This window comes from Pseudomonas sp. NFX5 (genome assembly GCF_049132125.1).
Taxonomy (GTDB): Bacteria; Pseudomonadota; Gammaproteobacteria; order Pseudomonadales; family Pseudomonadaceae; genus Aquipseudomonas; species Aquipseudomonas marginalis.
The window spans coordinates 151,706-176,621 of the sequence record NZ_JAFMZG010000031.1 but is presented as its reverse complement, the minus strand read 5'-3'; the positions used below and the strand labels follow the sequence as shown (position 1 = coordinate 176,621).

Genomic DNA, 24,916 nt, shown 5'->3' with positions numbered 1-24,916 from the left:
TTAGGTCCGTTCAGGAAGATCAGGATTGGCCGCAGGCTCATCCTCGGGGCGAGCCGTTGGTGAGGCAGATAGGCCGTCATCGCGCCTACGCTTCACTTCAAGCGCACGCTGTTCGTGGTTCTCTTCCCAGTCGCTGCCGTCGTAAAGCATGGATTCCTTGGCGAGCGTGCTGACGCCAATATCGATGCGCTTTTCGGCGGCATTGATGTCTTTGAGCGGATCAACGGTGCCAGGACCATCACCCACCCATAGCGACCCGCTGTACGCATAACGCAGCAACGGGTGGTCGAAATACCCGGGAGCGTCGATGTCTCCCTGTGCCACAGCCTCTTCAAGCCAATGCTCGTAAACGGGCTGGCAGAAATGCTGGCCCAGGAAGTCACGGCAACCGCGAACGAATTGCCAAGCCTCCATCACCGCAGCACGCGCGGCGGTGTAACTGGCGGTAAAGTGCTTGATCAGCACCTCATAGGGCAGCTCCAGGGCCATGCCGATCTGCCGGAGCATGGCGAGCACGAACGGGTCGAATGCCATGTTCGGGCGACCGGGTGATGCGGTATCGATCGACGCACCGTCGTCCAGCTCGGCGACAATGCCGCCACTGAGTGAGCCATCCCAACCGCCCTGGTCCCGGCCGGCGGGTTTATCGCCACCTACCGGTGTGTTGCCAGTAACGGCCGATGCCAGAGGGCTCAGATTGCCGCTCTGCCCTGGCTTGATGAACACGGCGAAGAACGCAGACACCACCGCCGCTTCCAGCTCGGCATCGGTGTAGCGATCCAACTGTTTGAGCTTCTCAATCACCGGCGCCAAGTACGGCACACCGCGTGGTTGGCCCACCCGACGACGCCGGTACACATGCAGCAGCACGCGGCCGCCACGCTCATTGAAGAACGGACGGTCATCCCAAACGCGCTCTTTGACGCCGAGTGCCCCGGGGTGACTGCGCAAAATGTGAGCCTTGATCGGTGCACCATCGGCGTCACGCTCAATGCCGGCCGTGAGCGCTTCCGTGTCGGCCTTGTTGCTAGGGTTACAAACCCGGTCGGCCTCAATCAGTTGGATGCACGCCGAGTAGTGCTGACCCGGTTGTTCTTTGTGCGTGAGCAACGTAAAGACGTCACCGCTGCTCAGCACAGATCGCCAGGTCAGATCCTGCAGACCATAGAAATTCTGCTCGCGGGTGATGTCGCAGCTGGTGGTTTCCGCCCAGGACTTAAAGAGCGACTCCGTTTTCCGCTGCCACTCCCTGGCCTGGTCTTCGTCCCAGCCTAAAATCGAGCGATTGACCACCGACTTAAGCGCCAGGCCGGTGCCGACCGTTTTCGTCGTCACCGTATTGATCGCACCACCACCGATGGGGTTGTTGCGTTCAAGGTCTCGGCAGCGTTCGCGAAGCGTGGGCAAGTCGGGCAGCAGATCTGCTGCCGCACTGCCTGCCGTCGGGGTCCAGGCGCTCAACGTGCGCTTGGACTTCGACGCGCCGCTGTAACCACCCAAGGCGGTCATGGTCAACCGGGCGTGCATGCGCTTGGCGCCGCGCTCGGGGCTGAGCCAGGTGATGGCCTTATCCAGCAGCGTCGGCTCTGGCACTTTCGGCGCGCGGCTCATCGCGGCGTAATCCCACGCAGGACGATCCCCCGAGGGCGACCGCTCTCCAGGCGATCAACTTGCTGTTGCCAGTAGTCGATCGTCTTGGTGATTTCGGCAAGGTCAGCGTATTCCAATTGCCGGGTGCCGATACGGTAGCTCTGCTTTTGGCTTACCTTCATGCTCGCATCGAGCCAGGCTTGCAGCTGGCCCTGCGCTTGTTCCAGGGTGATAGCCATGAATTAATTCCTGCGTTGGGAGAGCACGCGCATTGCACTACGGCGCCCAGAAACAACTCTCCCGCCAGAGGGCGGGAGATTGGGTGGTTCGACTGGTGTCGGTTCCGGGCTATCCCCATCCGTTTCGAGAACGGGTTCAGCCTCGGATTGATCCGGCTCGGGTGGGTCAAACAACGCACCCTGACGGATCTGTGCATCGAGCCCTGCCCAGTCTTGCTCCCGCATCAAATGCGTTTTCAGGGAACGGGCCGCGTGCAACGCATACGTCTCGCAGTCGGTACCTTCGTTCGGTTGGCCGGCCTTTTTCTGCCAGACCTTACGGTAGTGGTGTCGCCGGCTGGGCGCCTTCACTTCGGCGGTGATTTGCCGGAAATAATCCGGGCGCACCGTTTTGTAAAAGTGCATCCGACCAGGGCCATCACCGGTCAATGGCAGCCGGCCCTCAATCCACAGATCCTTGGCCCGCGAGGTACCGACAATGTAAGGGCGCAGACCGTACTTCGAGGCCTTTTGCTCTTTGTCAGTGTCGACGCCTTGCCGAGGCGCGCTGAAGATTTCCCGGCGCTCATCGTCGCGGGTGTTGCCACGTTCGCTCGCGCCTTTGATCGCCATCACGCCGTTGCGCTGATGCTTACGGCAAAACGCATACGCCGCGTCCTGGGTGATGGTGCCGTCCGAGGTATCCAGCGAAGTTGCCAGCACCCTCAGCTTGGCGCCGCAGGCGTGTGGGATCGGCGCAAACAGCAACTTTTCCAGATCCAGCCAGACGCCTTGGTCAGGCAGCACCACCTCGCCGTAGATCTCGCCCCAGTAGATCAGCCAGGATTCCTCGCCTCGGCCCCAGGCCCGCATCACCACCGCCAGGCGATCGTGCTGCACGTCGACACCGGCGGTGATCACCAGGCCCCCCATGGGCACAAACATTTCCGGGTAGTCCTCCGCTCGCTCAGCCAGTTTATCGGCCTCGGGCAGATCGGATTTGTACTCGTAGGCACGGCCCTGTTTCTGGTTGACGAACTTGATCAACAACGACAGGTTGCCAATCGACGCCTGGTGTTCGGCGTTGAGTTTCTCCCGCACGATGTCGGCCAGGCTGGTACCGGGGAGGCATGCGTACAGTTCGTTCAGCTCAATAAACCCGGCACGCCCAGCAAATGGCTTTGTTGCCACCCAGCCGCAATAAGGGTCGCCCGCGTCAATCGCATTGAACACCGTGTTGCGGATGTTCTCTTTGCGCTGGTAGTCGTCCCAAATCTCGCCACAGTGCGGGCAACCGTAGCCGGCGGTCTCTGGATCCGCACGGCCGTAGATCTCGTGTGGCTGGGCGTCCTCTTCAATGTCGAGCCACTTGATATGGGCAAAGTCCAACACATGCGACTGGCCGCACGCATGGCAGATGATCGGCAACACCCGGCAATCGGTCTGGGCCAGGCGCGCTTCGGTCTTGCTCGCGCCCTTGATCGCCGGCGTACCGCCCACCAGCATTTTAGAGCCGGGGTAGCGCTTGCCGCGCTCTTCCAGCAGGGCAATCGCATCACCCTGCCCCTTCACGTCGTCGCTGGTGTCGTCCGGTTCTTCCACCACCGACAAGCCCACCGAGGACGTGGACTTGACGTTGCCGGGAGAGTTCGACGCCACCAGCTTGAGGAACCCGCCCGGGAAGGTCTTATGGTCCCAACGGTTGCCCGAGGTGCGGCTGACGTCGACCGGCATTAGCTTGGCCACCTCAGTGTTCGCCGTCACACCGAACTTGAGCTTTTCGTCATGAAAGTTTTTGCCGTCCTTTTCCTTGGCGAACAGGATCATGATCGGGCGCGGTAGGTTATGGATGAACTTGAACAGATAGCCGATCAAGAACCACGTCCATCCGATCTGCGCCGCTTTCATCAGGTCGACCTCGCTCACCCGTGGATCGTCCAGAGCGGCGGCAACGCCAAGGAAGTAAGGCGTGTATTGGAAATCGTAGAGGCCATGAAGCACGCCGCTTTCAGCGGGCAGGTAAAACTCGGTGCTCAGGTAGTGCGCGGTCGGGATGTCACGCGGCGGGTTAAATTTCCCCGCTGCTGCCGACAAGCTCCGCGCCAAGTTTTCTCGCGTAGCCTGCAATTCGCTCGGTCGTAGGTCCAGCAACTTTGGCCACCACTGTTCGATCAACCGTGAGTTTCTGCACGTTCTCGATTTCCTGAATGATGCGTTCAAGGCCGCCCAGGTATTCCCGGTTTGCGAAACTGGCCCAGTCAGACAGCGCACGCTCTGCCTCGCCGGAGGGAATCAATGAGCGCAGTTTTTCGTAATACACCAACCGTCCGTTGGCTGACTTCTGCTGCAGGTCATCGATCCGCGCTCTGTTGAGCTCCTCAAGCTGGCTGCCCCCGCGCCCAGCGGCTTTCGCGCGCAAATCGCGGATGTAGGCGGTTCGGATCTCGTCCATGCTTGCCGTTTGCCAATCCAGAGTCAGCCCCTTGAGCACGTCGCGGGCATTACGCTCGCTCATGTCCAGATGCTCGGCGATTTCATGTTGGGTTGGCATGATCTGGTCCTGTTGCTGGGAGGGAAGCGGAACCCCCCATGTCGGGTTGAATCTGCAAAAAAGTCGGGGTTCGAATTACCCCGATGGCCCCGCTGCCTGGAAGGACCCATTGATTTTAAATCGCAGGTCGACCTGTCAAGCCAAAACCCAGACAAATCATTGAAAAATCAAGGTTTTTATTAGAAAAAATGCTTTGAACCCACAAGAGGTCAGCCTCGCTCCATCTCCCGTGCCAGGGCACGTCGGAACAGCGGCTCGAACTCGGCTTCCGCTACGCGATTGGCTACCCCGTAGAAGTCAAAGCGCCGCCGATACGTCGGACGCTTGACGAAGATCAAGATGGGCCGTGCCCCGTTGCCGATCCGTTGCCAGATACCCAAAGGGCCGGTGCCGTTGCCAGGCCGACCCACGAAATAGTCCGGTGCGTTGCGGTTGCGGCGTCGGCTGCGCTTAGTGCGGTTTGCCATGAAGCCCGACACCCGCTCGGCTGCTCCGAGTGCGGACAGGATCTGCACGATCTGGCCGCGACTGATGTTGCCGTTGCCATCCATCCTGGCGCGCCGACCAGGGACGGCGTACATGTCCGCTGGCATCAAGCCGTAGTGGATCAGCGCTTTCTCAAATCGCTTATGTGGTCGGTTGCCACCGTCAATGTGCACCGGCAGGTACTTGGACGCGGGTACGCCTGAGCTGGCTTCGTCCTTGATCCACACACGGGCAAACAGGCGACTAGTCGTGGCACTGCGCTTGAAGACCGAGTTGAGCGTCCACCGTGTGGGCCGATCAAATACCCGCTCCAGCTCGGCCTTCTCTGCCGCCTGTACGCGTTCAGCGGTGAAGGTCAGCGCTTTGGCAGCGGCTATTGGCACCTTCGACTTGCTGAGCCCACGCATCTCCCTAACGATCTTGTCGATGTTGTCACGCATCTCAAGTCGCATCATGGTCATTGCCCCTGGATTCTTATGGTCCAGCTTCACCGTTGGCTTGCGCTTCACGCAGACCAAGGCGCTTGGCCGCCCAGCGCTCGTACAGCCCGATCGCTACGTCTGCCCCTGCCATCGCCGTGAGGCATCCCAGCGCACCGGACGTCCAGATCGACATGCCTGCCGCATACAGCAGCATGATCGCCGATACCCCGCACACCACGCAGGCGCCGGACCGAAGGGCCAATCGTCGGATCAATGCCCAACCACGCGTCCCTTCCTTGTCCGCTCGCCACATCTCGCCCGACACACCGCCCACCAGGGCCAGGACGATCACTAACCAGATCGGCATTTCTGCCAGCGCTTGCTGTTCGTTCGTCATTGGCCTACTCCGTAAACGAAAAGCCCTGCACTAGGCAGGGCTCTTAAACGTTGTTGTCTAGTGGATGGGTAGTTCACTGCTACGCGAACTCAACCTTCTACTTCTGTCGAGATAGTTATATCCCGCATTGGTGACGCGCTGGATACGTATATCCGGAGCGTCCCCTTCAACATTGATACAACCCAAATCTACAAGCAGCTCGATATGGCCATCCACGACTACACCGGACCAATGGACACACTCGGCGCTGGAGAATTTGCTGCGAATATCCTTCGCCGATAAATTGAGCTTCCAGTCATCGGAGTCCTTGATGCAGACGTCTAAGATTTTCACCAACAGCTTCTGATCTCGTTCCATTTCTCAGTTCCAAAAGAAAAATTGGCTGTACGAAGTAGTACGTCTGAGGAGAAATGAAAAACCCGGCGCAAAGGCCGGGTTTTTGGTGAGATCGCTGTTTGCGTACCTCTTTGAACATGACTGATTTATACCCCTCCAGTCCGGTGGCAGCAAGAGCTCAGCGCTGCCACCCTGCAATCAACGGTAATCAACGGCAATACACCGGCAATCAACGGACATATAACGTTACTGGCTCTAGCGCCGCAGGCATGGACCCTCTTGTCCCACTGTTTTCAAGAGAGGCGCGACGTCTGAAACACCGATGAATCAAAGCGGCGCCCCTCCGTCCTACTATTTATTACTTTTTCCATGTAAAGGGAGAATTAATAAACGCTGCGCGTACGCGCGCGCGTATGTGGGTGTGTGCGTCACATGCGGGAAAGATGCAAAAAAGGTGGGACGGTGGGCCATCATCAATTAACACGCGGCGCGCAGATGACCCACCCGACAAAACACTAGCAGGCCGTACAGGGACGCGCCGCACCATCAAGCTACGCGCTCCAGCAGCATGCCTGCGATCTCCAGATGTGCCGAATGCAAGCGCGCATAAAACTGCGTCCGACCACATCCGCAGTGCGCCCATTTCTGGCGTTCCACGCTTTCACGGTTCAGGTAATGCTCCTGCACCACTTGGGCCAGATGCCAGGACAGATGCTTGTTTACGATCACCTCAATGTCTGCACTCCATGGCAGCAGCATCTTTGAACCGCCGCGCGAGCCACGAATCAATTCACCCTGGCAATCGATCAACTGACCCAACATGCTGCTGGCAGATCCGTCAGGGCCGCCGCCACCGTGCATATCGAGCGCCCACAGCTTCAACATCTCATCCATTTCAGGGATCAAAATGCAGTCTCCTGTCTGGGTACCGCCGACCCTCGCTTCCACTCCGGCGGTTTCACATACTCATAGCTGCGCACACCACGCACACAGTTACCCTTGCGCCGCCGGGGCCAATTCATCCGATGCATAATCTTGCCAATGCGCATTTGCTCGGGTCTACCCCAGTGGCTTGGATCGATGTTAAGCGCATGCTCAAGCAGGTGAGCGCCTGTCACGGTATCGCCAATATGCTTGTCGGCCAGGTAGCCGACCACCAGGTCTTCCCACATATCTGCCTGATAACGCTGATCCTGTTCAGCCGCGAAAACATCAGCCTCATCGCGCTCCACCCACCAGATGTCACCTGCGCGAAAACAGGCTAACGCTTCGGCCCAGAGTTGATCACGGTCGGCTCGCAGTCCCTCTAGATCTACTTTGGTACACATTACCGGCCAGTAACGGCGGTTGCCCGTATCGTCCTTCAGGTACTCATCCTGGTTGGTCGTGCCGATAAAAACGCTCTGCCGGGGAACATCCAGCATCCGCCGGCCATAGCTCTCGCGGTAGGTATCGATGGGCGATGAGACGAATTGCTTGGCCTTGGTCGACTCTGCCTTGTTCAGTGAGTCCAGCTCGGCCATCTCCACAATCCACTTACCCCGGATCGCCTGATAGGCGTCTTTGCTGCTCAGATCAAATGACGTATCCATGAACCACTCGCCGCCCAATACCCGAGCAGCCGTGGATTTCCCCTCGCCCTGCAAACCTTCCAAAATCAACATTGAGTCAGCCTTGCAGCCTGGCCGACACACACGTGCCACCGCAGAAATCAGCCATCGTTTGCCCACCTTGCGAGTGTACGAACTATCCATAACACCCAGCCGATCCTGCAACCAACGCTCAAGGCGTCGCACGCCATCCCACTCAAGGCTTTCTAGATACTCACGTACCGGGTGGTAGGCGTTGTCATTCGCCACCGCACTTACAGCCTCAACAACGTGGGCAGTTTTCACCCGTAGCCCGTAAACATCAGCAAGCCACAGTGCTACCCGGATGTCGTCAAGATCGGTCCAGTCCCCCTTCCCCCCGCCATACGGAGGCGTGCGCAACTTGCGCGTCTTTGAACTGAACGAATCCCAGGCGATTACGCCGGACCAGCGTTTATCGTTACCCAGAATCAATGCCACGTTGAATGGGTGTACGATCAATCCTCCTTTTTCAGAGTACTGCAGCTTCTCACGCCACCCCTCATCGGTAGAGGGGCGAACCACCGCCAACACCTGGCGGCGCACCGTGTCCATGCCCTCAGCACAGTGCAAGTCGTTAAAATCCGTCCAGCCGTCTTCCCGGTCGTTGTCGAATACCGGCATAACCACCTGCCCACCGACCACAACCGACGCATTGCCAGCCTTGATTACCCCCGCGTTATACGGGTGCCCATTCACTACAGTCTTCCAATCATCATCTGCGCAAAACACCAACTGCCGGCCGGGATACTTTGTGCGCATGGCTTGTGCCACCGGCAGCAGGTTGCCTGCATCAAAGCAAATGCACACCGTCAGTGAGGTCGCCATGTGCAGGCTGGCGCCTGTCGCGTATCCCTCTGCGATCAAAATCACGTCGCCCGGCTCTGGCTCGGGGCCGATCAGATGAAACGCGCCTTCTTTAGCCAAACCGTACGGCCAGTAGGTTTTGTTCCTGCCCGTAGCAGCCTGCTTTTCCGGGTACAGCACTTGTAGCCCGACAATATCGCCCTTCACATTGCGCATCGGCACGAAAGCCGTACCGCTCTTTGCCTTGTAACGCAGACCGATGCCGACTACCCGCTTGGCATCCAAGTAACGCGAACCGCCCTTTTCAGATAGGTGCTTCCACATACCAGCAGCGCGCCGGGCGGCAGTGCGGTGCTTTCGGTCCTCAGCCAGGGCGGCCTTGCGCTGGCCTTCCTCGGCCCTGGCGCGCATCACCGCTCGATCTTCAGCGCTCAGCCGCCCGCCCTTTGGCTTGATCTTCTGCCAACTGCCCTTTTCACCCTGACGCCAGTCGCCAAAAGCGCCGCAATACAGTGTTTTGCCGTCACCGGTCAGATGCTCATAGATCACATACCAACCCGTTTTCTCCGGGGCCTTATCACCGTCGCACTCGCAACGCGTTCGCTTACCAATCACCAATGGGGTTTCTGGTTTAAGCCCGTAGTCCTGCAACTGAGCCAACACATCATCGAGTAGTTCGTGATTGGTCATGCCCGTACCCCACGCCGGTCTGCCAGCTCCTGGCAGTCAGTGCAGCGCGTACAGCCGCGATCAAGCATTGCCAATCGCCGAGCCTCTAGGATGACATCCCCACAATCCACGCACTCGAGCGTACATTGGCCTGGATTGGCAGTAGGTCGCGCGGCCATCGCCACTGCAAGATTAAGAGCAATGACGTTATCAGCAACATCTGCGTTGTCAGACATAGGTCAGATCCTCCGCATGCATCTTGCGGAGTACCGCGCGCAACTTGAACACAGCCTGCACCATGCGCTCAGCCAGCAGCTCAAACTCGGCCAGTTCGGCATCGTCCAATTTGTCATCACTCAATGAAGCCGATACATGCGTGGCCAACTCTCCCTCACGAGAAAGCAACTCGCCAATGCTTGCCATCAGCGACTGCGCCGTGTCGGTGTCGCTCAACTCGGAAACGTCGATACCCACCCAGCCAATGGGATGCAACAACGCATCTACAATGCGCGGATCGCGCGTTGCATCCAGCACCAATTCAAGATCGCCGATATTGGGCGTGTGGCTGGTGTTGGTCAGGCTCAGCTTATGATTAAGGGTAGTGGCGTTGCCGCCGTCGATAGCGGCAATAGCAGTGGCACCGCCAGGATAATCACGTGCCGCGTGGAGCAAAGCTTGCGGTAGGGTCAACAGCGAACGCCGTGCGCGTTCAATGGAATTGAACTGTTTACGGTTCATGGCAAATCTCCAAAAACTCTGCCAGTGACCGCCGCACGCCTGTTTGATACAGTTGTGCCGTGGTCACTCACAAGTGGTCGCATGCAGCCGGTTGCTCTGTGGTAGGAAGTCCGGCTGCACCCCAATGGAAAGGCACACGCTCCGCATGTGCCTTGCCGTTACAGCCTGCAGACCGTGGTGGGTTAGCAGGCAACCCAGGGCATCCGTGCCTTGGGGGGTGGTGGAACGGCGCGTTGTATTGGTTTGCTCCGCGCCGCTCTGCCTTTTACTTCGTTAAGCGGCCTGCTGGCTTGACGCTTTATCTGTCGCCCTGAGCTTTCCATCTGTAAGCACTTGAACCTGATACTGGCGTGACTGCGGCGGCTCAGAGCCCCATTGCGATACTGCAGCGGGGGAGACTTTCAGAGCCGCAGCCACTTTAGATTTCCCTCCGAAGAAGGCGATTACTTCTGTCGTGAGCATGGTGCTCTCCTGTTTGCCTGCCCAATACAGTAAGTACACTTAACTTATTTGGCAAGCAAATGAAGGACTCCAAACAAAGTAAGCCTTAAGCTAGCTTAATGAATACTCCAGCAGAAAGAATCGCATACGCCATTTCCAAGTGCGGAAAGAAAGCCAGCGTCTTGGCCATAGAGTCCAACCTGAGTGCTGCCAGAATTAGCCAGTTAGCGCAGGGAGACGGGAGCCTCAAGGCTGAAAATCTTTTCCTATTCGCACGCGCTACCGGGTTCTCAGCACAGTGGCTTGCCGAAGGCATAGGGGACAAATATGACGCCGGTGCCCTCGAGGAGGGCCATGTGCTGATTCCCCAATTCACCGCCAAGGCGGGAGCAGGCCCGGGTCACACAAACCACCACATAGAAGACCTCGGCGGCCTAATGTTTAGGAGAGACTGGCTTACCCGAATGGGCTTGAAGGAAAAGAACCTCAAGGTCATCTACAGCACAGGAATGAGCATGTTCCCGACCATTGCTGATGATGATGTGCTGCTGATTGACGAAGGCCAGCGCGAGCCCTTGAACGGCAGAATCTATGCAATTCAGCGCCCAGACGGAGACATCAGCATCAAGCGCTTAGTCCACACGCTCACCAATGGCTGGATAATTCGAAGCGACAACGAGGACAAACGCGCTTATCCGGATGAGAGCGCTACCGATACAAGCATTGGTCATCTACTCATCATAGGACGGGCCGTATGGCACGCTGGAGCCCTCTAGCTGTAGATCTCTTAACAAAATACATTAAGTAGCCTTGACTTAAAAAGTTAAGAGAACTTTAATTGCCTCACTCTCCCACCACAGAGCGAGGCAATTCCCATGCAAACCGCAACGTTGCACGTCCTACCAACGTGCCCAGAAAGCCGCGTTTTCGAGGTGCGCCGCCTAGCCATAATCCACGGCTGCGCCTTCGCCCCTACCAAACGCAAATCAACCACCAACCCAACGCCAACCCCCTTCAATCCAGACGATGGAGGGCGTGCAGCATGAGTAGATTATCTCTCAACGCCAGCGCCTACATCCGTCTACAGGCCCAGGTAAACCTTAGCGGCACCTTCAATCACACCCTGCATTCGTGTGATGGCTGCCAATCCGTAGCGGCTCAGGTCGAGATCGAACAATGCACCGCCGGCATCACGGTGATGGTGCGCATCTGCGGGACGCGCAATACATCAGTCACTCTCGATAAGCACCGCAAAAACAACGCCACGCGCGTTGCGAGCTTTATCGAAGGTATCGCCAATGGCCGCAGTCCCACCGGTGTGCCCGACGTAGATGAGCATGAAGCTGTCAGCGATATAGAGGCCACCCTACGTCTGGCTATCCGGCGTGGGCGCGGCATCTACCACCTGATCGCCGACGAACTAGTGCCCTCCCTCCAGATCCAGCGCAACCCACGCGGCGGCTATATCGCCACGCTCGAACTCGACGACGCCGGCTACTTGTTCACCCTGCCCGCCGACAACCAGCGCGCCTACGCAATCCTGGCTGAATACCTTAACCAATTCCTGCAAGGCTACCGCGATAGCCTCGCAGCCGCCGCGTGAGGTACCGCAATGAGCCTATCCCTCAAACGCGTAGCCGATCGCCTAGGTCTGGGCCACCGCAAGCTGATGCAACGCATGCGCGAGAAAGGTCTGCTGGATAAATACAACCTGCCAGCGAATCCAGCCGCGACTAAAGACTTTCTGGTCACCCGAGAAAGCCGCTGGTTTCACGAGAAGCACGGCATGCAATACAAACGCACCACCCGCGTGACTGAGATCGGCATCTCCTGGCTAGCCAACCAGATCGGGATTGAACGCCCCACCCCACCAGCCGTGCCTGACCCGCGAGAAGTCGCCTAATGAGACAGCCCGAAGCCTGGCCGCGCCAGTACGCCCGTCAGATCACGGCAATGCGAACCCGCGAGAAACGCATCGCCGCGCTGGCAGAAGTACCGGAGCACCTACGCGATCTGGTACGCACCCACGTTGAGATCGCCTGGAACCACCCCCGAGGGAACACACATGGACCGCAAACTGATTGACACCCTATTGATCGAACTACTGAATCTGCCTGAAGAACGTCGTACGGCTGAGAAAATTCTTGCCAACCTCACCCTGGCCGCCACCGCCGCCGACGTTTCCCTCACCATCACCGGCACACCGCTGCAAATCGAACACCTCCAACTGGCGGCTGCTCTCGACCAACTCGTGATCGATCTCGGCCCCAACTACCGTGCTCGCGCCATGCTGCGCCTTGGCAATGGCATTGAGGGAGTTGAGCTGGGCGCCGTTCTCGAACCGCTAGACAGCACCTCACCACTGCCGCGTTTCGTGGCGTTTGGCAGCACGGCACGTACAGCCCTGGCAGCCATCAACCGTGACATTCGAGCGAGCCACCAACCGCGTACTAAAGAAGCGACGCAACGTACATCCGGAAAGCTGACGCTCGGCACGCTCAAGGCGCAGGTAGATAAGGCGAATGCAGCATGACGGCCTCCGTACAGCGCGAACTGCGCCTGCCGATAGCGCCCAGAAGTCAGACCGTTGACCTGTTGTACCGAACGCTCGGGGACCTGCTCGTGCCCGTCGAACAGGTACGTGAACGCTACTTCAGCAATCTGAACCAGGACAACTTCACTCGCGCACTGACAAGCGGCCGTGTAGCGCTACCCATCACAACTCTGGATACCAGCGCCAAGCGCCCCCGCTTTATCGACATCCGCCATCTGGCCATCTTCATTGATACCCAGGCTGATGCCGCAGACGAAGAACTGACAAACACTCAACCCCAGCCAGACGAGCGATGAGTCTTTACCTACGCACTTAGATAACAGCTGCACTACCGCAACCGCTGCACCACCAGCCAAGCGGAACACAACAGTAGGAGCAAACCACATGACTGCATTTGAAATTTTCGCATTGATCAGCTTCGTAATTGCACTCGCCATTCTGTATTGGGTCGGGTACCGAGGCGGCTTAAGGGACGGATGGGGCGAAGGCTACGACGACGGCCACGCTAAGGGCTACATCCAGGGCATTGAGGAGGGCGAGTCATCGGGTGCTACTGCTCTCGAAAACGCCACACGGCGATGTGAACGCTTGGAACTGATTTTGATCAGGGAACCTCAGGACCGTCAGATCCTTCTGGCCATCGCGGGAAAACTCAAACTCGCCGCCGATTTCTTCCACGCCATCAAATCGGAAAGCCACGCAACTCAAGCACTCATTTTACGTGACCACGCTTTGAACATGGCCGACGAGTTGGATTCCTTCTATCAGGAGGATGCAGCATGAGTCGCGCTATCCCAATGCTGCGTCTGACGCCCCAGGCCGCTGGAACACTGCAACAGCAGTACACCAAGGCCATGAAGGAACTGAGCGCATTAACACGCCACAACAAAGAATTTGACCGGCAGTTGAAAGCGCTGATTGGTTACGACGCACTCCACGAATTGCATAAAACAACTGAAAACGCCCTGCTGCTGGCCGATCTCGTGAAGGAGGCCGCATGAACTGGATCCTCCCCCATACCGGCAAGCGTTTTGATCTGTTCGAGCCTGACGCTGACATGATCGATCCACGGGACATCTCCCACTCACTGGCACACCTCTGCCGCTTCAACGGGCATACCCGCGAGTTCTACAGCGTGGCTCAACACAGCTGCATCGTCGCCGAGCTTGTGCCGGAAGAACACAAGCTCGCCGCCTTACTCCACGACGCGCCAGAGGCGTACCTGGGCGACATGACCAAGCCACTTAAGCAGTGGATACATACATACCAAGACTTTGAAGACTGGGTATGGCAACGCGTGTGCCAGCGCTTCGACATTGCTGCGGAACTTCCTGCATGCGTTCACCAGGCCGACTTGATTGCTCTCGCGACCGAACGCCGCGACCTCATGCCAACCGATCCGGCTATCTGGGATTGTTTGGTCGGCATACAACCCATGGCTGAAATCATCCGTCCATGGCCTGCCGCTGAAGCCCGACTCACCTACCACCAGCGCCTGATGGACCAACTCGCTGTCGAACATCGGAGGAAAGCGGCATGAAGAACCAACAGGAAAACACCAGCGCCCTGCCCGCTTTGCTCCGCAGCACCAGTGGTGTCGACAGTTCAGAAACAAACAGTCTCTGCTGCGCAGCAGCAGGCATTATTGCTCCTTCCAGCGCCACTGCCGAGGCACGTATACCCCACGGAAAGCTGCGCGGGGCAGCGGTCAGCAATGCAACGCTAACCGCTTCGGGACGCCCGCCCGCGCAGCCTGTCGTGGGGTATATGCGCACTGCGGGGAATAGCTGCCATGGTGCGCGGGAGGCCTCTCATGCTTAAGCGCACCCTCACCCACTTCCATTTTTGCTGTGGCGTCGGTGGTGGGGCCAAGGGCTTCAACCGAGCCAAACCCAAGGTAGGTAACGTTCAGGCTCAATGGGAGTGCATCGGCGGCATCGATGTTGACCCGGCCGGACTACGAGACTTCGAACGATTGAGCGGTGTTAAAGGCACCTTGCTGGACCTGTTCACCCGTGACCAATACATTCGCTTCCATGGTAAAGAGCCACCGCTGGAATGGCGTGAGGCAACCCCGGAAGACATCCGACGCGCCGCCGGCGGACGCAGGCCGGATGCCGTGTTCATTTCTAGCCCCTGCAAAGGGGCGTCGGGCTTACTGTCCGAGTCCATGAGCCTTACCCCCAAATACCAAGCTCTCAACGAGTTGACACTGCGGTGTATATGGCTGATGTGCGAAGCCTGGAAAGATGATCCCGTGCCGTTGATCGTCTTCGAGAACGTGCCTCGCCTGGCAACCCGTGGCCGGTACCTGCTGGACCAAATCAACAAGCTGCTGAACCACTACGGTTATGCAGTCGCAGAAACCACCCACGACTGCGGCGTTATCGGTGGTCTGGCCCAAAGCCGCAAGCGCTTCTTGTTGGTGGCGAGGAACATTGAGAAGGTGCCGCCCTTCCTGTACGAGCCTGAAAAGAAAACCCTCAAGTCCGTCGGTTCGATCCTGGGCCGAATGCCCATGGCTGGCGATGTAGAAGCCGCTGGCCCGATGCACCGGGTTCCGGCGCTGCAATGGAAAACATGGGTGCGGCTCGCTCTGGTCGAAGCAGGCAAGGACTGGCGCTGCCTGAATGAGTTAGCGATCGAGGACGGCTATCTGCGCGACCTGGTCATCGTTCCACAGTTCCGGGACGGCTTCCTGGGCGTGCACGACTGGAGCGAAACCGCCGGCACCGTAGCCGCACGCAGCGGACCAACCAACGGTAAGTTTTCGGTAGCTGATCCACGTGCCAGCGCCGGCGCCCTGCAATACCAGCAGTACGGTGTTCGTCGCTGGGACGAAACCAGCGGCGCAGTGATCGGCGTGAAGTCGCCCGGGCAGGGGACGTTCAGCGTTGCAGATCCCCGTGATCCAGGCATTGGGCACGCCAAGTACAACGTGGCCCAGTGGGATGGTGTATCGCGAACGGTGATTTCCGGCAGCACCACGGGCCAGGGTGCTTTCGCTGTTCAAGATCCACGGCCAGGCATGAGGCGCGGTAAGGGTGATGCCTACTTGACCGGTGGGCACTACGGCGTCACCAGCTGGAACGACCAGTGCGGCGCCGTTTCAGCCAGTGCCCGCCAGGATAACGGCCGGTGGTCTGTTGCAGATCCCCGCATGCCGGAAGCCAACGAGCGGTTGACCTGCGTTATCGAAAGCCTAGACGGCACCTGGCACCGGCCGTTCACCACGCTGGAACTGGCCGCGCTACAAAGCCTGGTCGAGCCAGAGGAAATGTTTGAGCTGGACGGCCTGAGCGACCAAGCCTGGCGTGAGCGGATCGGGAACGCCGTTCCACCGGCAGCCGCTGAAGCAATCGCCCACGTGATGGGCACCACCCTGTTGCTGGCCGAGGCCGGCGAAACCTTCATGCTCAACAGCATGCCGATCTGGGTTCAACCCGTGGCGATTGCGCTAAGCGTGGCTCAACTGGAGCAGCAGCCATGACCCAACTCCCAGCGTACTGCTGGTGCCTGCTGGCACTGGCACAACTGATTTGCTGAGGTGATTTATGAGTAATACGAAACCGATAACTCGCGACGGCCTATCGCCCATCCAGTGCCGCTTGCTCGATGGTTTAGCGGCAGGCAGTCGCCTTTACTCCGAGCGCTCATGCACAAACTTGACTATGAAAGCGCTGGAGAAGCGCGGCCTTGTGCGACTTGAATGGGTTGAACGGATAGCGGGCAATCCTTTTAGCCGCCGAGAAAACTGGATGTGTACTGATATTGGCAGAGCACTGGCGAGTAGTACGCTAACGATTGACTGCATGCCGAAACGATACCGGGCAAGCATTGGCAAATGGGGTGCTTCTCGGAGTGAATCGGTATACCTGTGTTCTGACATTGATGAGATAAAGGAGGGATTGTTCAAATCGGTTTCGGCACTGCGCGACTTGCTTGATGGCCGAGATCGTCGTGACAGCGTGCAGCGCTTCTGGTCCTACAACGCACAAAACATCCGCTGCGTTCGTGAGTCGGACTACGACGCCCTAGAGCAACGACTCACGAATGCCGAGGCGGCCCTGAAGTGGGAATCGGAGCGAAACGCGCTGTTACTAGCCGATCGCAAGCAGGTGGCATCATGAGCGCAGCAGAAAAACTCGACGTATACATCACCCCAGGCGCCTGGTTTCGCCAAGATCTGCTCTACCCAGTCTTCGGCCTAAGCACCGAAGCGGTTCGCAAATACCGCTCCAAAGGTCTGTGGCTTGAGGGCAAGCACTGGCGTTACGACCCAGCTAACGTGATCGTCTACAACCGCGCGGCCATTGAGCGCTGGATGGAAGGAAAGCCATGATCGATAAGATGCCAACTGGCGTGGAGATGAACGGCAAGCAACTCCGCATCTGGTTCATCTTCAACGGTCAACGGTGCCGAGAACCCCTGGAAGGGATCTCGAAGGTAAACAAGGCCGCTATCGCCTACGCCGACAACAAGCGACGTACCATTCTGGCGGAAATCAAAGAGAGCCGCTTCGACTATGCGGCCCACTTTCCCAACTCGCCAAGAGCCGCCATGTTCACGGGGACTGGCGGTCCTTCGCTCAAGCGCACCGTAAAGGAAGGCATTGACCGCTGGCTGGAGGTTCAACGCGCGCTCAAGGCGTCGAGCACCGTCATCAACTACGTCAGTAAGGCTGTGCACGTCGAGAAGAAATTCGGCAAGCGTCGAATCGTCGACGTCAGTAAGAGCGACATCGAGTTGTTTCAAGCACAGTTACTCAAGCAAGGCCTGGCCCCGAAGACAGTGAATGACATTTTTACCGTCGTCCGAGGTATTTGGGCCGATGCATTCGGCGATGGCATCCTGAAAGCTAACCCGCTCGACAGGATCAGTAACGTCGGATCGGATGTCGACCTGGAACATGCCGATCCTTTTAGTCGTACCGAGATTAAGCAGATCGGCGAAGCAGATCCTGACCGCCGAGCTGACACCCGAATGATTGAGTTCAACTGCTGGGCCGGATTGTCCCTTTCCGAACTCATCGGGCTCGCCGTTGAAGACGTAGATCTTGAAGCCGGCCTTGTACACGTCCGCCGCGCACTGGTGGTAGGAGAATTCAAAGTCCCCAAAGAGCGCTCCAGGGTTCGAGCCATCGAACTCATAGACCCAGCCCTCGTATTAATGAAAGAGATAGTTGCCGCCGCAAAGGAAGCTGTAGCCGAAGAGATCACCGTTATCCAACGCGACAACATCACGTCCAAGAAGATGAAAGTCAGGTTCCTTTTCCGCAGTTCGACCAGCGGTTTACTCTGGAACGGCAAGACATTAAGCAACTGGTTCACTACCCATCTGCAAAAAGCAGAGGTCCGCCACCGAGGCGCCAACCAATGCCGCCACACGTTTGCCAGTCAAATGCTGTCGAGTTACGTTCCGGTCGAATGGGTGGCCAGGCAACTGGGGCACGCCGATACAACCATGGTGCGAAAGCATTACGGGAGATGGATACCGAAGGACACCAAGAGCATGGCGGGTATCGTGTCAAAAATGTTGGGGTTTAGGCCGGACTAGAGCGGTATACAGGGAAAGGTTTTTGCCCTAAAAATGCCCTAAATGGTATGAAGAAAACGAAAAAGCCCCTGTAATCTCTAACGATTACAGGGGCTTAGTCATATTCAATAATGGCGGAGAGATAGGGATTCGAACCCTAGGTACCGGTGAAGGTACAACGGATTTCGAATCCGTCCCATTCGGCCACTCTGGCATCTCTCCAACGGCGCGCATCATAACAGCCTGTTTCGTGGAAGCAAAGCTCAAACGAGATTTTTTTCCGTGCTATCAGATGCTTGCGTCGATTAAAGCGGTACGCCGAGGCGCTTGGCGACTTCTTCGTAGGCTTCGATCACATCACCGAGGCCTTGGCGGAAGCGGTCCTTGTCCATCTTCTTCTTGGTGTCCTTGTCCCACAGGCGGCAGCCGTCCGGGCTGAATTCGTCGCCGAGGACGATGGAGCCATCGTGGAACACACCGAATTCCAGCTTGAAGTCCACCAGCAGCAGGCCTGCGTCGTCGAACAGCTTGCTCAGCACGTCGTTGACCTTGAGGGACAACTCCTTCATGCGTGCCAGTTGCTCGGCGGTGCCCCAGCCGAATGCCACGACGTGGGATTCGTTGATGAACGGGTCGCCCTTGGCGTCGTCCTTCAGGAACAGCTCGAACGTGTAAGGGTTGAGCTTGAGGCCCTCTTCCACGCCCAGGCGCTTGACCAGGCTGCCGGCGGCGTAGTTACGCACGACGCATTCCACCGGGATCATGTCCAGCTTCTTCACCAGGCACTCGTTGTCGCCCAGCAGTTTGTCGAATTGGGTCGGAATGCCGGCCGCTTCGAGTTTCTGCATGATGAAGGCGTTGAACTTGTTGTTCACCATGCCCTTGCGATCAAGTTGTTCGATGCGCTTGCCGTCGAACGCCGAGGTGTCGTTGCGAAACAGCAGGATCAGGCGGTTGGCGTCGTCGGTCTTGTAAACCGACTTGGCTTTGCCGCGGTAGAGTTCTTCACGTTTTTCCATGATGGGCTCCGCTTTGAGTGAGGTGGGCTAGGCGATATGTCGCCAGTCGAGCCCTGAATCTTGATCGGCCAGTTGCAGCCAGTCCGGGTCGCACCCGAGGGTGTCGACAAAACATTGCCGGGCAAGCGTCGGCAGGTTGTTCTTGCTGCTCAAGTGGGCCAGGACCAGGTGTTGCAGGTCTTGCCAGCCCAACTCATACACCAGGTACGCCGCCTGATGGTTGTTCAAATGTCCCAGTTCGCCGCCGACCCGTTGCTTGAGAAAGTACGGATAGTGACCGCGAGCCAACAGGTCTCGGCAGTGGTTGGACTCGATCATCAAGGCATCGAGGTTCCGGTAGCCGTCCAGTACCTTGGCGCAGTAGGAGCCCAGGTCGGTGAGCACGCCGAAACGCCGCTCTCCGTCACTGAATACATACTGCGTCGGTTCCTGGGCGTCGTGCGCCACGGCAATCACATCGATGCTCAGGGCACCGATTTGCAGCTGCTCGCCACCGGCCAGGAAACCTGCGGGTTCTATAGGTTTGCGCATCCCGCGCAGTGTGCCGCGACTGAGGTACACCGGAAGATTGTAGCGCCGAGACAGCAAACCCACGCCATGCACGTGGTCGGCATGTTCGTGGGTCACCAGAATCGCGCTCAGCTGCGAGGGGTGAACCCCCAGGCGCAGCAGGCGCCGCTCGGTTTCCTTTAACGAGAAACCACAATCCACCAGCACGTACGTGTCGTCATGGGCGACCAGCGTGCCGTTCCCTTGGCTACCGCTGCCGAGAACGGCAAAACGCATCGGATCAGCCCAGGTTGTCCTGAATCACGCCCAACACCTTGCGCGCTGTTTCAGCCGGCGCGACGGTGTTGATGTTCTTCTCGACGGTGACCTGCACAGTCTCGCCAACCTTGCTCAAACGCACCTGATAACGCTCGGCGCGGGTTTCGATTTCTTCCTTGGTCGGCTTGCTGCCGAACAGTTTGCCGAAGAAACCAGGCTCTTCGTCTTTGCGCTCGGCCTTTTCAGCCACGTTGATGTAGTACAGGCCCAGGCTGCGGTTGATGTCTTCAACACGCCATGGGCCTTGCTCCAACGCGCGGCCGACGCTGGCCCAGGCGCGATCCAGGTCTTCACCCAGGTTCAGCACCACGTTGCCGCTGCCGTCCTCGGTGAGGCTGACGCGGCTCGGGGTGTCGTAATCACGGGCGGCGAGCAGGGAAACGGAACCGCCCTTCTCGGAGATACGGCTCATGCTGGCCAGCATCTCGTCGACCAATGCCGAGTCGACACCGGTGTTGACCGAGCGGTTGGTGAAGTCGACGTTGGCGGTGCTGCCGGCAGGACGCTCGGCGCTGACCACGTAGACTTCACTGGTGTTGCGCTGTACGCCCGGCTCGATGCGCACACGCACACGGGCTTCGCTGTCGGCGGCGACACCACCGGCCTGCAGGCGCTTGGCCATGGTGGCGGACAGCTCGCTGCCCTGCTGCCATGCCGTGGTGAATTCACCGGTCTGCGGGCGCTGCTCATCGATGCGGAAACCGTTGTCCTGGAAGAACTGCACCGCTACCGGCCAGACTTCTGCAGGTGGGCGCTGCGCCACGATCCAACGCGAATCACCGCTCTTCTGCAGGCTGTAGTCGCTGGCATCCGCCACGGCCGAGATCGGCTGTGGACGTGGCACGACGTATTCACCCTTGGTGGTGTCGTCGGCAACGTTGCGTGGAATCGGCAGCAACGGGTCAAGGCGCTTGGCGACGTTGACGTCCGGCGGCAGTTGCATCGGTTTGGTTGCTTGTGCTTCCAGGTAATCGCTGCCGCGGTCACGGAAGTAGCCTTCCGGGCCCCAGATCCAACCGCAGCCACTGGTGCTGGAGATAATCAAGGCAAGTGCGGAAAGTCCGGCCAATCGCTTCATGCGTAGTGCTTCCTCAATTAAACCAGGACGCCGGACTGGCGCAGGGCCTGTCGCAGCGGTTCGTGACAGGCTTCGCTGAGGCGGGTGAGCGGCAGACGGATACCGTCCGGCATCAGGCCCATCTCGAACAGCGCCCACTTCACGGGAATAGGGTTGGATTCGATAAACAGTGTCTTGTTGAGCGGCATCAGCTTCTCGTGGATCGCACGGGCGGTCACGGCGTCGCCGGCGATGGCAGCGGCACACAGGTCGCTCATGGCGCGCGGGGCCACGTTGGCGGTCACGGAGATATTGCCCTTGCCGCCCAGCAGGATCAGCTCGACAGCCGTGGCGTCGTCACCGGAATACAGCAGGAAATCGCTGCTCACCCCGGCCAGGATGTCCTTGGCGCGCTGCAGGTCGCCGGTGGCTTCCTTGATGCCGATGATGTTCGGCACGGTGGACAGGCGGATCACGGTCTCGGCCTTCATGTCGCACGCGGTACGACCCGGCACGTTATAGAGGATCTGCGGGATGTCGACGGCTTCGGCAATGGTGCGGAAGTGCTGGTACAGGCCTTCCTGGGTCGGCTTGTTGTAGTACGGGGTCACCAGCAGGCAAGCGTCGGCGCCGGCTTTCTTGGCGTTTCGGGTCAGCTCGATGGCTTCGCGCGTCGAGTTGGCGCCCGTGCCGGCGATCACGGCAATACGCCCCGCGACACGCTTGACCACGAATTCGATCACCTGGATGTGTTCTTCCACATCGAGGGTGGCCGATTCACCTGTGGTGCCGACCGCCACGATGGCGTTGGTGCCTTCTTGCAGGTGGAAGTCCACCAGTTTGCCCAGGCTGTCCCAGTCGAGATGACCTTGTGCATCCATGGGTGTGACCAGTGCCACCATACTGCCCGCAATCATGCAACCGCTCCTGCCGGAAAAAGAGAGCCGTAATGGTACTGGCGCCAAGATGCTTGTACAAGCGAAGTACCGCCTGAGGATGCGTTCTGGCGCAACTAAACGACGGGCAATGCCATCATTGGGCCAAAGCACGGGTTGAGGCTGGGCAAAATCAGGCGGATCACGCAATGAAAACGCCACCTCCTATCCCTTGGCGACGCTTTTCGCTACCCTTCATGCTTTGATCGATACAGCCCTCACAGTATCGACCGCTCATCGTTTTAGGAAGGCTGCATGTCCACCCCCACAGTTCGCGAACAATTCCTTGTTATCAGTGCCCTCGGCGCCAACCCCATGGAGCTGACCAACGTCCTGTGCCGCGCCAGCCATGAAAACCGCTGTGCCGTGGTGACCTCCCGCCTGACCCGCCATGGCGAGTGCAGTGCGCTGGTCCTGCAGATTTCCGGCACCTGGGATGCCCTGGCGCGCCTGGAGACCGGCCTGCCGGGCCTGGCCAAGAAGCACGACTTCACCGTCAACGTGGTGCGCAGCGCCGCCCTGGAAAATCGCCCGCAGGCGCTTCCTTATGTGGCGTATGTCAGCTCGGCCTACCGCTCGGACATCGTCAATGAGCTGTGCCAGTTCTTCATCGACCACAACGTCGAACTGGAGAACCTGACCTGCGACACCTACCAGGCCCCGCAAACCGGCGGCACCATGCTCAACGCCACCTTCACCGTGACCCTGCCGGCCGGCGTGCAGATCAGTTGGCTGCGCGACCAGTTCCTGGATTTCGCCGATGCCCTGAACCTCGACGCGTTGATCGAGCCGTGGCGCCCACAGAACCCAATGTAAGGAAGTTTTTTCATGGCGGTAGTCATCGACAAACCCGTAGCCGATTTCGAAGCCCAGGCCACCAGCGGCCAGACCTTCAGCCTTGCCGCCCTCAAGGGCAAGCAAGTGGTGATCTACTTCTACCCGAAGGACAGCACCCCGGGCTGCACCACCGAAGGCCAGGGTTTCCGTGACCAGTACGCGGCATTCAAGGCGGCCAACACCGAAGTGTTTGGCGTGTCGCGCGACAGCGTGAAGTCCCATGAGAACTTCAAGGGCAAGCAGGAATTCCCGTTCGAGCTGATCAGCGACAAGGACGAAGCGGTCTGCCAGCTGTTCGACGTCATCAAGCTGAAGAAGCTGTACGGCAAGGAATACCTGGGTGTAGATCGCAGCACCTTCCTGATCGACAAGGACGGTGTGCTGCGCCAGGAATGGCGCGGCGTGAAAGTGCCGGGCCATGTGGACGCCGTTCTGGCCGCAGCCCAGGCGTTGAACAAGGCCTGATCTGTAGCGCGGATCACTGCGGCGATGAAGCAGTGATTCGCACCTCCCCTTACAACAACGGTGCCACCACCGGCTCCTGCCGCGGCCACGCATCCAGCACGGCCTTGAACAGCGTCGCCAGGGGAATCGCAAAGAACACCCCCCAGAATCCCCACAGTCCACCAAACAACAGCACTGCACAGATGATCGCCACCGGGTGCAGGTTGACCGCCTCCGAGAACAGCAGCGGCACCAGCACGTTGCCATCCAGGGTCTGGATGATGCCGTAGACCGCCATCAGGTAGATGAACTGGTCGCTCCAGCCCCACTGGAACAAGGCGATCAAGGTCACCGGCACTGTTACCACCACGGCACCGACATACGGCACCACCACCGAAATCCCCACCAGCAGTGCCAGCAAGGCGGCGTAGTTGAGGTCCAGTGCGATAAACGCGATGTAGGTAACGCCCCCGCAGATAATGATCTCGATGACCTTGCCACGAATGTAGTTGGCGATCTGCCGGTTCATTTCTTCGGCCACCCGGGTGATCAGCGCTCGTTCGCGGGGCAGATAGCCGCTCACCCAACGTCCGATCATGGCGCGGTCCTTGAGGAAGAAGAACACCAGGATCGGTACGAGCACCAGGTAGATCATGATGTTGACCAGCAGCGGCAGGCTGGACAGGGAAAAGGTCAGCGCCCATTGCCCGAATTTTCCGATTTCGCCCCGTGCCACTTCTATGGCCTGCAACACCTGCTCGTCCGACACCAGATGCGGGTAGCGCTCCGGCAACAGCAGCAACAGCGACTGCCACTTGGCGAGCATGCCCGGCAACTCGTTGAACAACGTGATCAGTTGGTGCCACAGCAGCGGCAATACCACGACGACAAACACCACCAGCAGCCCCATGAACAAGGCGAATACCAGGCCCACTGCCGCGCCGCCCGGCAAGCGTAGACGCTCCAGGGTGGTGACCAGGCCCTGCATCAGGTAAGCCAGCACCATCCCCGCCAGTACCGGCGCCAGCATGCCTCCCAAGGTGAGTACGGCCGTAAAGGCCAGAAACAGCAGGACCGCCAGCACCACGGCTTCTTCATCGGAGAAGTAGCGCTGGATCCAGTCTCGTAACACTTTGAACATCAATCAACCTCGGGTGGTAGGGGCAAACGGTTCAGGCCTTGCGCAACCAGTAACGGTACACACCGGCGGCGTCTTCTTCATGCAGCAGGGTATGGCCGGCCAGCTTGGCGAAGGTGCGAAAATCACGCTGGGAACCTGCGTCGGTGGCGATCACCTTGAGCACAGCGCCACTGGCCAATCGATTGAGCTCCAGCTTGGCCTTGAGCAGAGGCAACGGGCAATTGAGGCCGCTGGCATCGAGTTCGGCATCAAAGGCTACAGCGTCGGTCATGGTTTTACTCCG

At 58.7% G+C, this 24,916-nt stretch carries 31 protein-coding genes and 1 tRNA gene; 14 read left to right on the top strand and 18 right to left on the bottom strand.

The window, feature by feature from the left end; all coding sequences use genetic code 11:
* The 11 genes from J1N02_RS21400 to J1N02_RS21350 all read right to left on the bottom strand — a co-directional run bounded on the left by J1N02_RS21400 (nt 1) and on the right by J1N02_RS21350 (nt 10,304).
* Nucleotides 1-1,611 carry a phage portal protein gene (locus tag J1N02_RS21400; protein WP_421147703.1) on the bottom strand — a complete coding sequence of 537 codons (1,611 nt, stop codon included), beginning with the start codon at nt 1,609-1,611 and terminating at the stop codon, nt 1-3.
* Nucleotides 1,608-1,829 (bottom strand): DUF6148 family protein, encoded by a 222-nt coding sequence (locus J1N02_RS21395; RefSeq protein WP_065899722.1) that lies wholly within the window; start codon nt 1,827-1,829, stop codon nt 1,608-1,610. Before J1N02_RS21395 ends, J1N02_RS21400 begins: the two co-directional genes overlap by 4 nt.
* Nucleotides 1,830-1,832: 3 nt before the next feature.
* Entirely contained in the window at nt 1,833-3,902 is a 2,070-nt protein-coding gene (locus J1N02_RS21390; RefSeq protein WP_421147702.1) for a phage terminase large subunit family protein, read from the bottom strand.
* Nucleotides 3,877-4,359, bottom strand: a complete 483-nt coding sequence (locus J1N02_RS21385) for a hypothetical protein (protein WP_421147701.1) — start codon at nt 4,357-4,359, stop codon at nt 3,877-3,879. Before J1N02_RS21385 ends, J1N02_RS21390 begins: the two co-directional genes overlap by 26 nt.
* A 209-nt stretch (nt 4,360-4,568) precedes the next feature.
* Nucleotides 4,569-5,252, bottom strand: a complete 684-nt coding sequence (locus tag J1N02_RS21380) for a hypothetical protein (protein WP_421147700.1) — start codon at nt 5,250-5,252, stop codon at nt 4,569-4,571.
* A 67-nt stretch (nt 5,253-5,319) separates the two neighbouring features.
* Entirely contained in the window at nt 5,320-5,664 is a 345-nt protein-coding gene (locus tag J1N02_RS21375) for a phage holin family protein (protein ID WP_065927355.1), read from the bottom strand.
* Between the two features lie 57 nt (nt 5,665-5,721).
* The gene (locus J1N02_RS21370) at nt 5,722-6,021 is read right to left on the bottom strand and encodes a hypothetical protein (RefSeq protein WP_092484772.1); all 300 of its coding nucleotides are present in this window, start codon (nt 6,019-6,021) and stop codon (nt 5,722-5,724) included.
* A gap of 525 nt (nt 6,022-6,546) precedes the next feature.
* The gene (locus J1N02_RS21365) at nt 6,547-6,906 is read right to left on the bottom strand and encodes a hypothetical protein (protein WP_308583616.1); all 360 of its coding nucleotides are present in this window, start codon (nt 6,904-6,906) and stop codon (nt 6,547-6,549) included.
* Nucleotides 6,903-9,125: a VapE domain-containing protein gene (locus J1N02_RS21360; protein ID WP_421147699.1), complete on the bottom strand. Its 2,223-nt coding sequence runs from the start codon at nt 9,123-9,125 to the stop codon at nt 6,903-6,905. Before J1N02_RS21360 ends, J1N02_RS21365 begins: the two co-directional genes overlap by 4 nt.
* 207 nt (nt 9,126-9,332) lie before the next feature.
* Complete coding sequence (locus J1N02_RS21355; protein ID WP_421147698.1) at nt 9,333-9,842, bottom strand: phage regulatory CII family protein; 510 nt, start codon at nt 9,840-9,842, stop codon at nt 9,333-9,335.
* Between the two features lie 273 nt (nt 9,843-10,115).
* Nucleotides 10,116-10,304: a Cro/CI family transcriptional regulator gene (locus J1N02_RS21350; RefSeq protein WP_053130838.1), complete on the bottom strand. Its 189-nt coding sequence runs from the start codon at nt 10,302-10,304 to the stop codon at nt 10,116-10,118.
* A 98-nt stretch (nt 10,305-10,402) separates the two neighbouring features.
* Here J1N02_RS21350 and J1N02_RS21345 point away from each other — a divergent pair, with 98 nt between their 5' ends.
* The 12 genes from J1N02_RS21345 (at nt 10,403) to J1N02_RS21290 (ending at nt 18,393) form a co-directional block, all read left to right on the top strand.
* Nucleotides 10,403-11,059 (top strand): LexA family transcriptional regulator, encoded by a 657-nt coding sequence (locus J1N02_RS21345; RefSeq protein WP_065927349.1) that lies wholly within the window; start codon nt 10,403-10,405, stop codon nt 11,057-11,059.
* A gap of 266 nt (nt 11,060-11,325) precedes the next feature.
* Nucleotides 11,326-11,886, top strand: a complete 561-nt coding sequence (locus J1N02_RS21340; RefSeq protein WP_421147697.1) for a hypothetical protein — start codon at nt 11,326-11,328, stop codon at nt 11,884-11,886.
* A gap of 9 nt (nt 11,887-11,895) precedes the next feature.
* Nucleotides 11,896-12,186, top strand: coding sequence for a phage antirepressor KilAC domain-containing protein (locus tag J1N02_RS21335; protein ID WP_421147696.1), 291 nt, complete (start codon nt 11,896-11,898; stop codon nt 12,184-12,186).
* A 162-nt stretch (nt 12,187-12,348) separates the two neighbouring features.
* On the top strand, nt 12,349-12,816 hold the full coding sequence (locus J1N02_RS21330) for a hypothetical protein (protein WP_421147695.1): 468 nt from the start codon (nt 12,349-12,351) through the stop codon (nt 12,814-12,816).
* Nucleotides 12,813-13,133, top strand: coding sequence for a pyocin activator PrtN family protein (locus tag J1N02_RS21325; RefSeq protein ID WP_184744335.1), 321 nt, complete (start codon nt 12,813-12,815; stop codon nt 13,131-13,133). The genes J1N02_RS21330 and J1N02_RS21325 overlap by 4 nt, the downstream gene beginning before the upstream one ends.
* 88 nt (nt 13,134-13,221) lie before the next feature.
* Complete coding sequence (locus J1N02_RS21320; RefSeq protein WP_421147694.1) at nt 13,222-13,620, top strand: hypothetical protein; 399 nt, start codon at nt 13,222-13,224, stop codon at nt 13,618-13,620.
* The gene (locus J1N02_RS21315; protein WP_421147693.1) at nt 13,617-13,838 is read left to right on the top strand and encodes a hypothetical protein; all 222 of its coding nucleotides are present in this window, start codon (nt 13,617-13,619) and stop codon (nt 13,836-13,838) included. The genes J1N02_RS21320 and J1N02_RS21315 overlap by 4 nt, the downstream gene beginning before the upstream one ends.
* Nucleotides 13,835-14,377 carry a phosphohydrolase gene (locus J1N02_RS21310; protein ID WP_421147692.1) on the top strand — a complete coding sequence of 181 codons (543 nt, stop codon included), beginning with the start codon at nt 13,835-13,837 and terminating at the stop codon, nt 14,375-14,377. Before J1N02_RS21315 ends, J1N02_RS21310 begins: the two co-directional genes overlap by 4 nt.
* 273 nt (nt 14,378-14,650) lie before the next feature.
* Entirely contained in the window at nt 14,651-16,327 is a 1,677-nt protein-coding gene (locus J1N02_RS21305; protein ID WP_421147691.1) for a DNA cytosine methyltransferase, read from the top strand.
* 322 nt (nt 16,328-16,649) lie between these two features.
* Nucleotides 16,650-16,967, top strand: a complete 318-nt coding sequence (locus J1N02_RS21300; RefSeq protein WP_421147690.1) for a hypothetical protein — start codon at nt 16,650-16,652, stop codon at nt 16,965-16,967.
* Complete coding sequence (gene xisR / locus J1N02_RS21295) at nt 16,964-17,179, top strand: excisionase family protein (RefSeq protein ID WP_421147689.1); 216 nt, start codon at nt 16,964-16,966, stop codon at nt 17,177-17,179. The genes J1N02_RS21300 and xisR overlap by 4 nt, the downstream gene beginning before the upstream one ends.
* Nucleotides 17,176-18,393, top strand: coding sequence for an Arm DNA-binding domain-containing protein (locus J1N02_RS21290; protein WP_421147688.1), 1,218 nt, complete (start codon nt 17,176-17,178; stop codon nt 18,391-18,393). The genes xisR and J1N02_RS21290 overlap by 4 nt, the downstream gene beginning before the upstream one ends.
* Before the next feature lie 111 nt (nt 18,394-18,504).
* Here J1N02_RS21290 and J1N02_RS21285 read toward each other — a convergent pair.
* The 5 genes from J1N02_RS21285 to dapA all read right to left on the bottom strand — a co-directional run bounded on the left by J1N02_RS21285 (nt 18,505) and on the right by dapA (nt 22,193).
* A tRNA-Ser gene (locus tag J1N02_RS21285) sits at nt 18,505-18,594 on the bottom strand.
* 83 nt (nt 18,595-18,677) lie between these two features.
* Nucleotides 18,678-19,391, bottom strand: coding sequence for a phosphoribosylaminoimidazolesuccinocarboxamide synthase (purC, locus tag J1N02_RS21280; RefSeq protein WP_027604309.1), 714 nt, complete (start codon nt 19,389-19,391; stop codon nt 18,678-18,680).
* A 27-nt stretch (nt 19,392-19,418) separates the two neighbouring features.
* Complete coding sequence (locus tag J1N02_RS21275; RefSeq protein ID WP_027604310.1) at nt 19,419-20,177, bottom strand: MBL fold metallo-hydrolase; 759 nt, start codon at nt 20,175-20,177, stop codon at nt 19,419-19,421.
* Nucleotides 20,178-20,181: 4 nt separating this feature from the next.
* Nucleotides 20,182-21,297 (bottom strand): outer membrane protein assembly factor BamC, encoded by a 1,116-nt coding sequence (gene bamC, locus J1N02_RS21270; RefSeq protein ID WP_027604311.1) that lies wholly within the window; start codon nt 21,295-21,297, stop codon nt 20,182-20,184.
* Nucleotides 21,298-21,314: 17 nt separating this feature from the next.
* Nucleotides 21,315-22,193, bottom strand: a complete 879-nt coding sequence (gene dapA, locus J1N02_RS21265) for a 4-hydroxy-tetrahydrodipicolinate synthase (protein ID WP_065928210.1) — start codon at nt 22,191-22,193, stop codon at nt 21,315-21,317.
* 273 nt (nt 22,194-22,466) lie between these two features.
* Between dapA and J1N02_RS21260 the strand changes: the two genes are divergently transcribed.
* Together J1N02_RS21260 and J1N02_RS21255 are read left to right on the top strand one after the other, a co-directional pair.
* A complete protein-coding gene (locus tag J1N02_RS21260; RefSeq protein ID WP_003172487.1) occupies nt 22,467-23,027 on the top strand; it encodes a glycine cleavage system protein R in 561 nt (186 codons plus the stop codon).
* Between the two features lie 12 nt (nt 23,028-23,039).
* Nucleotides 23,040-23,513, top strand: coding sequence for a peroxiredoxin (locus J1N02_RS21255; RefSeq protein ID WP_065928211.1), 474 nt, complete (start codon nt 23,040-23,042; stop codon nt 23,511-23,513).
* 49 nt (nt 23,514-23,562) lie between these two features.
* On the opposite strand, the gene J1N02_RS21250 is transcribed toward J1N02_RS21255, so the two are convergent.
* Nucleotides 23,563-24,633 (bottom strand): AI-2E family transporter, encoded by a 1,071-nt coding sequence (locus J1N02_RS21250; RefSeq protein ID WP_027604314.1) that lies wholly within the window; start codon nt 24,631-24,633, stop codon nt 23,563-23,565.
* Nucleotides 24,634-24,664: 31 nt separating this feature from the next.
* Nucleotides 24,665-24,904, bottom strand: a complete 240-nt coding sequence (locus J1N02_RS21245) for a sulfurtransferase TusA family protein (RefSeq protein ID WP_010212198.1) — start codon at nt 24,902-24,904, stop codon at nt 24,665-24,667.
* Nucleotides 24,905-24,916 lie beyond the last annotated feature (12 nt).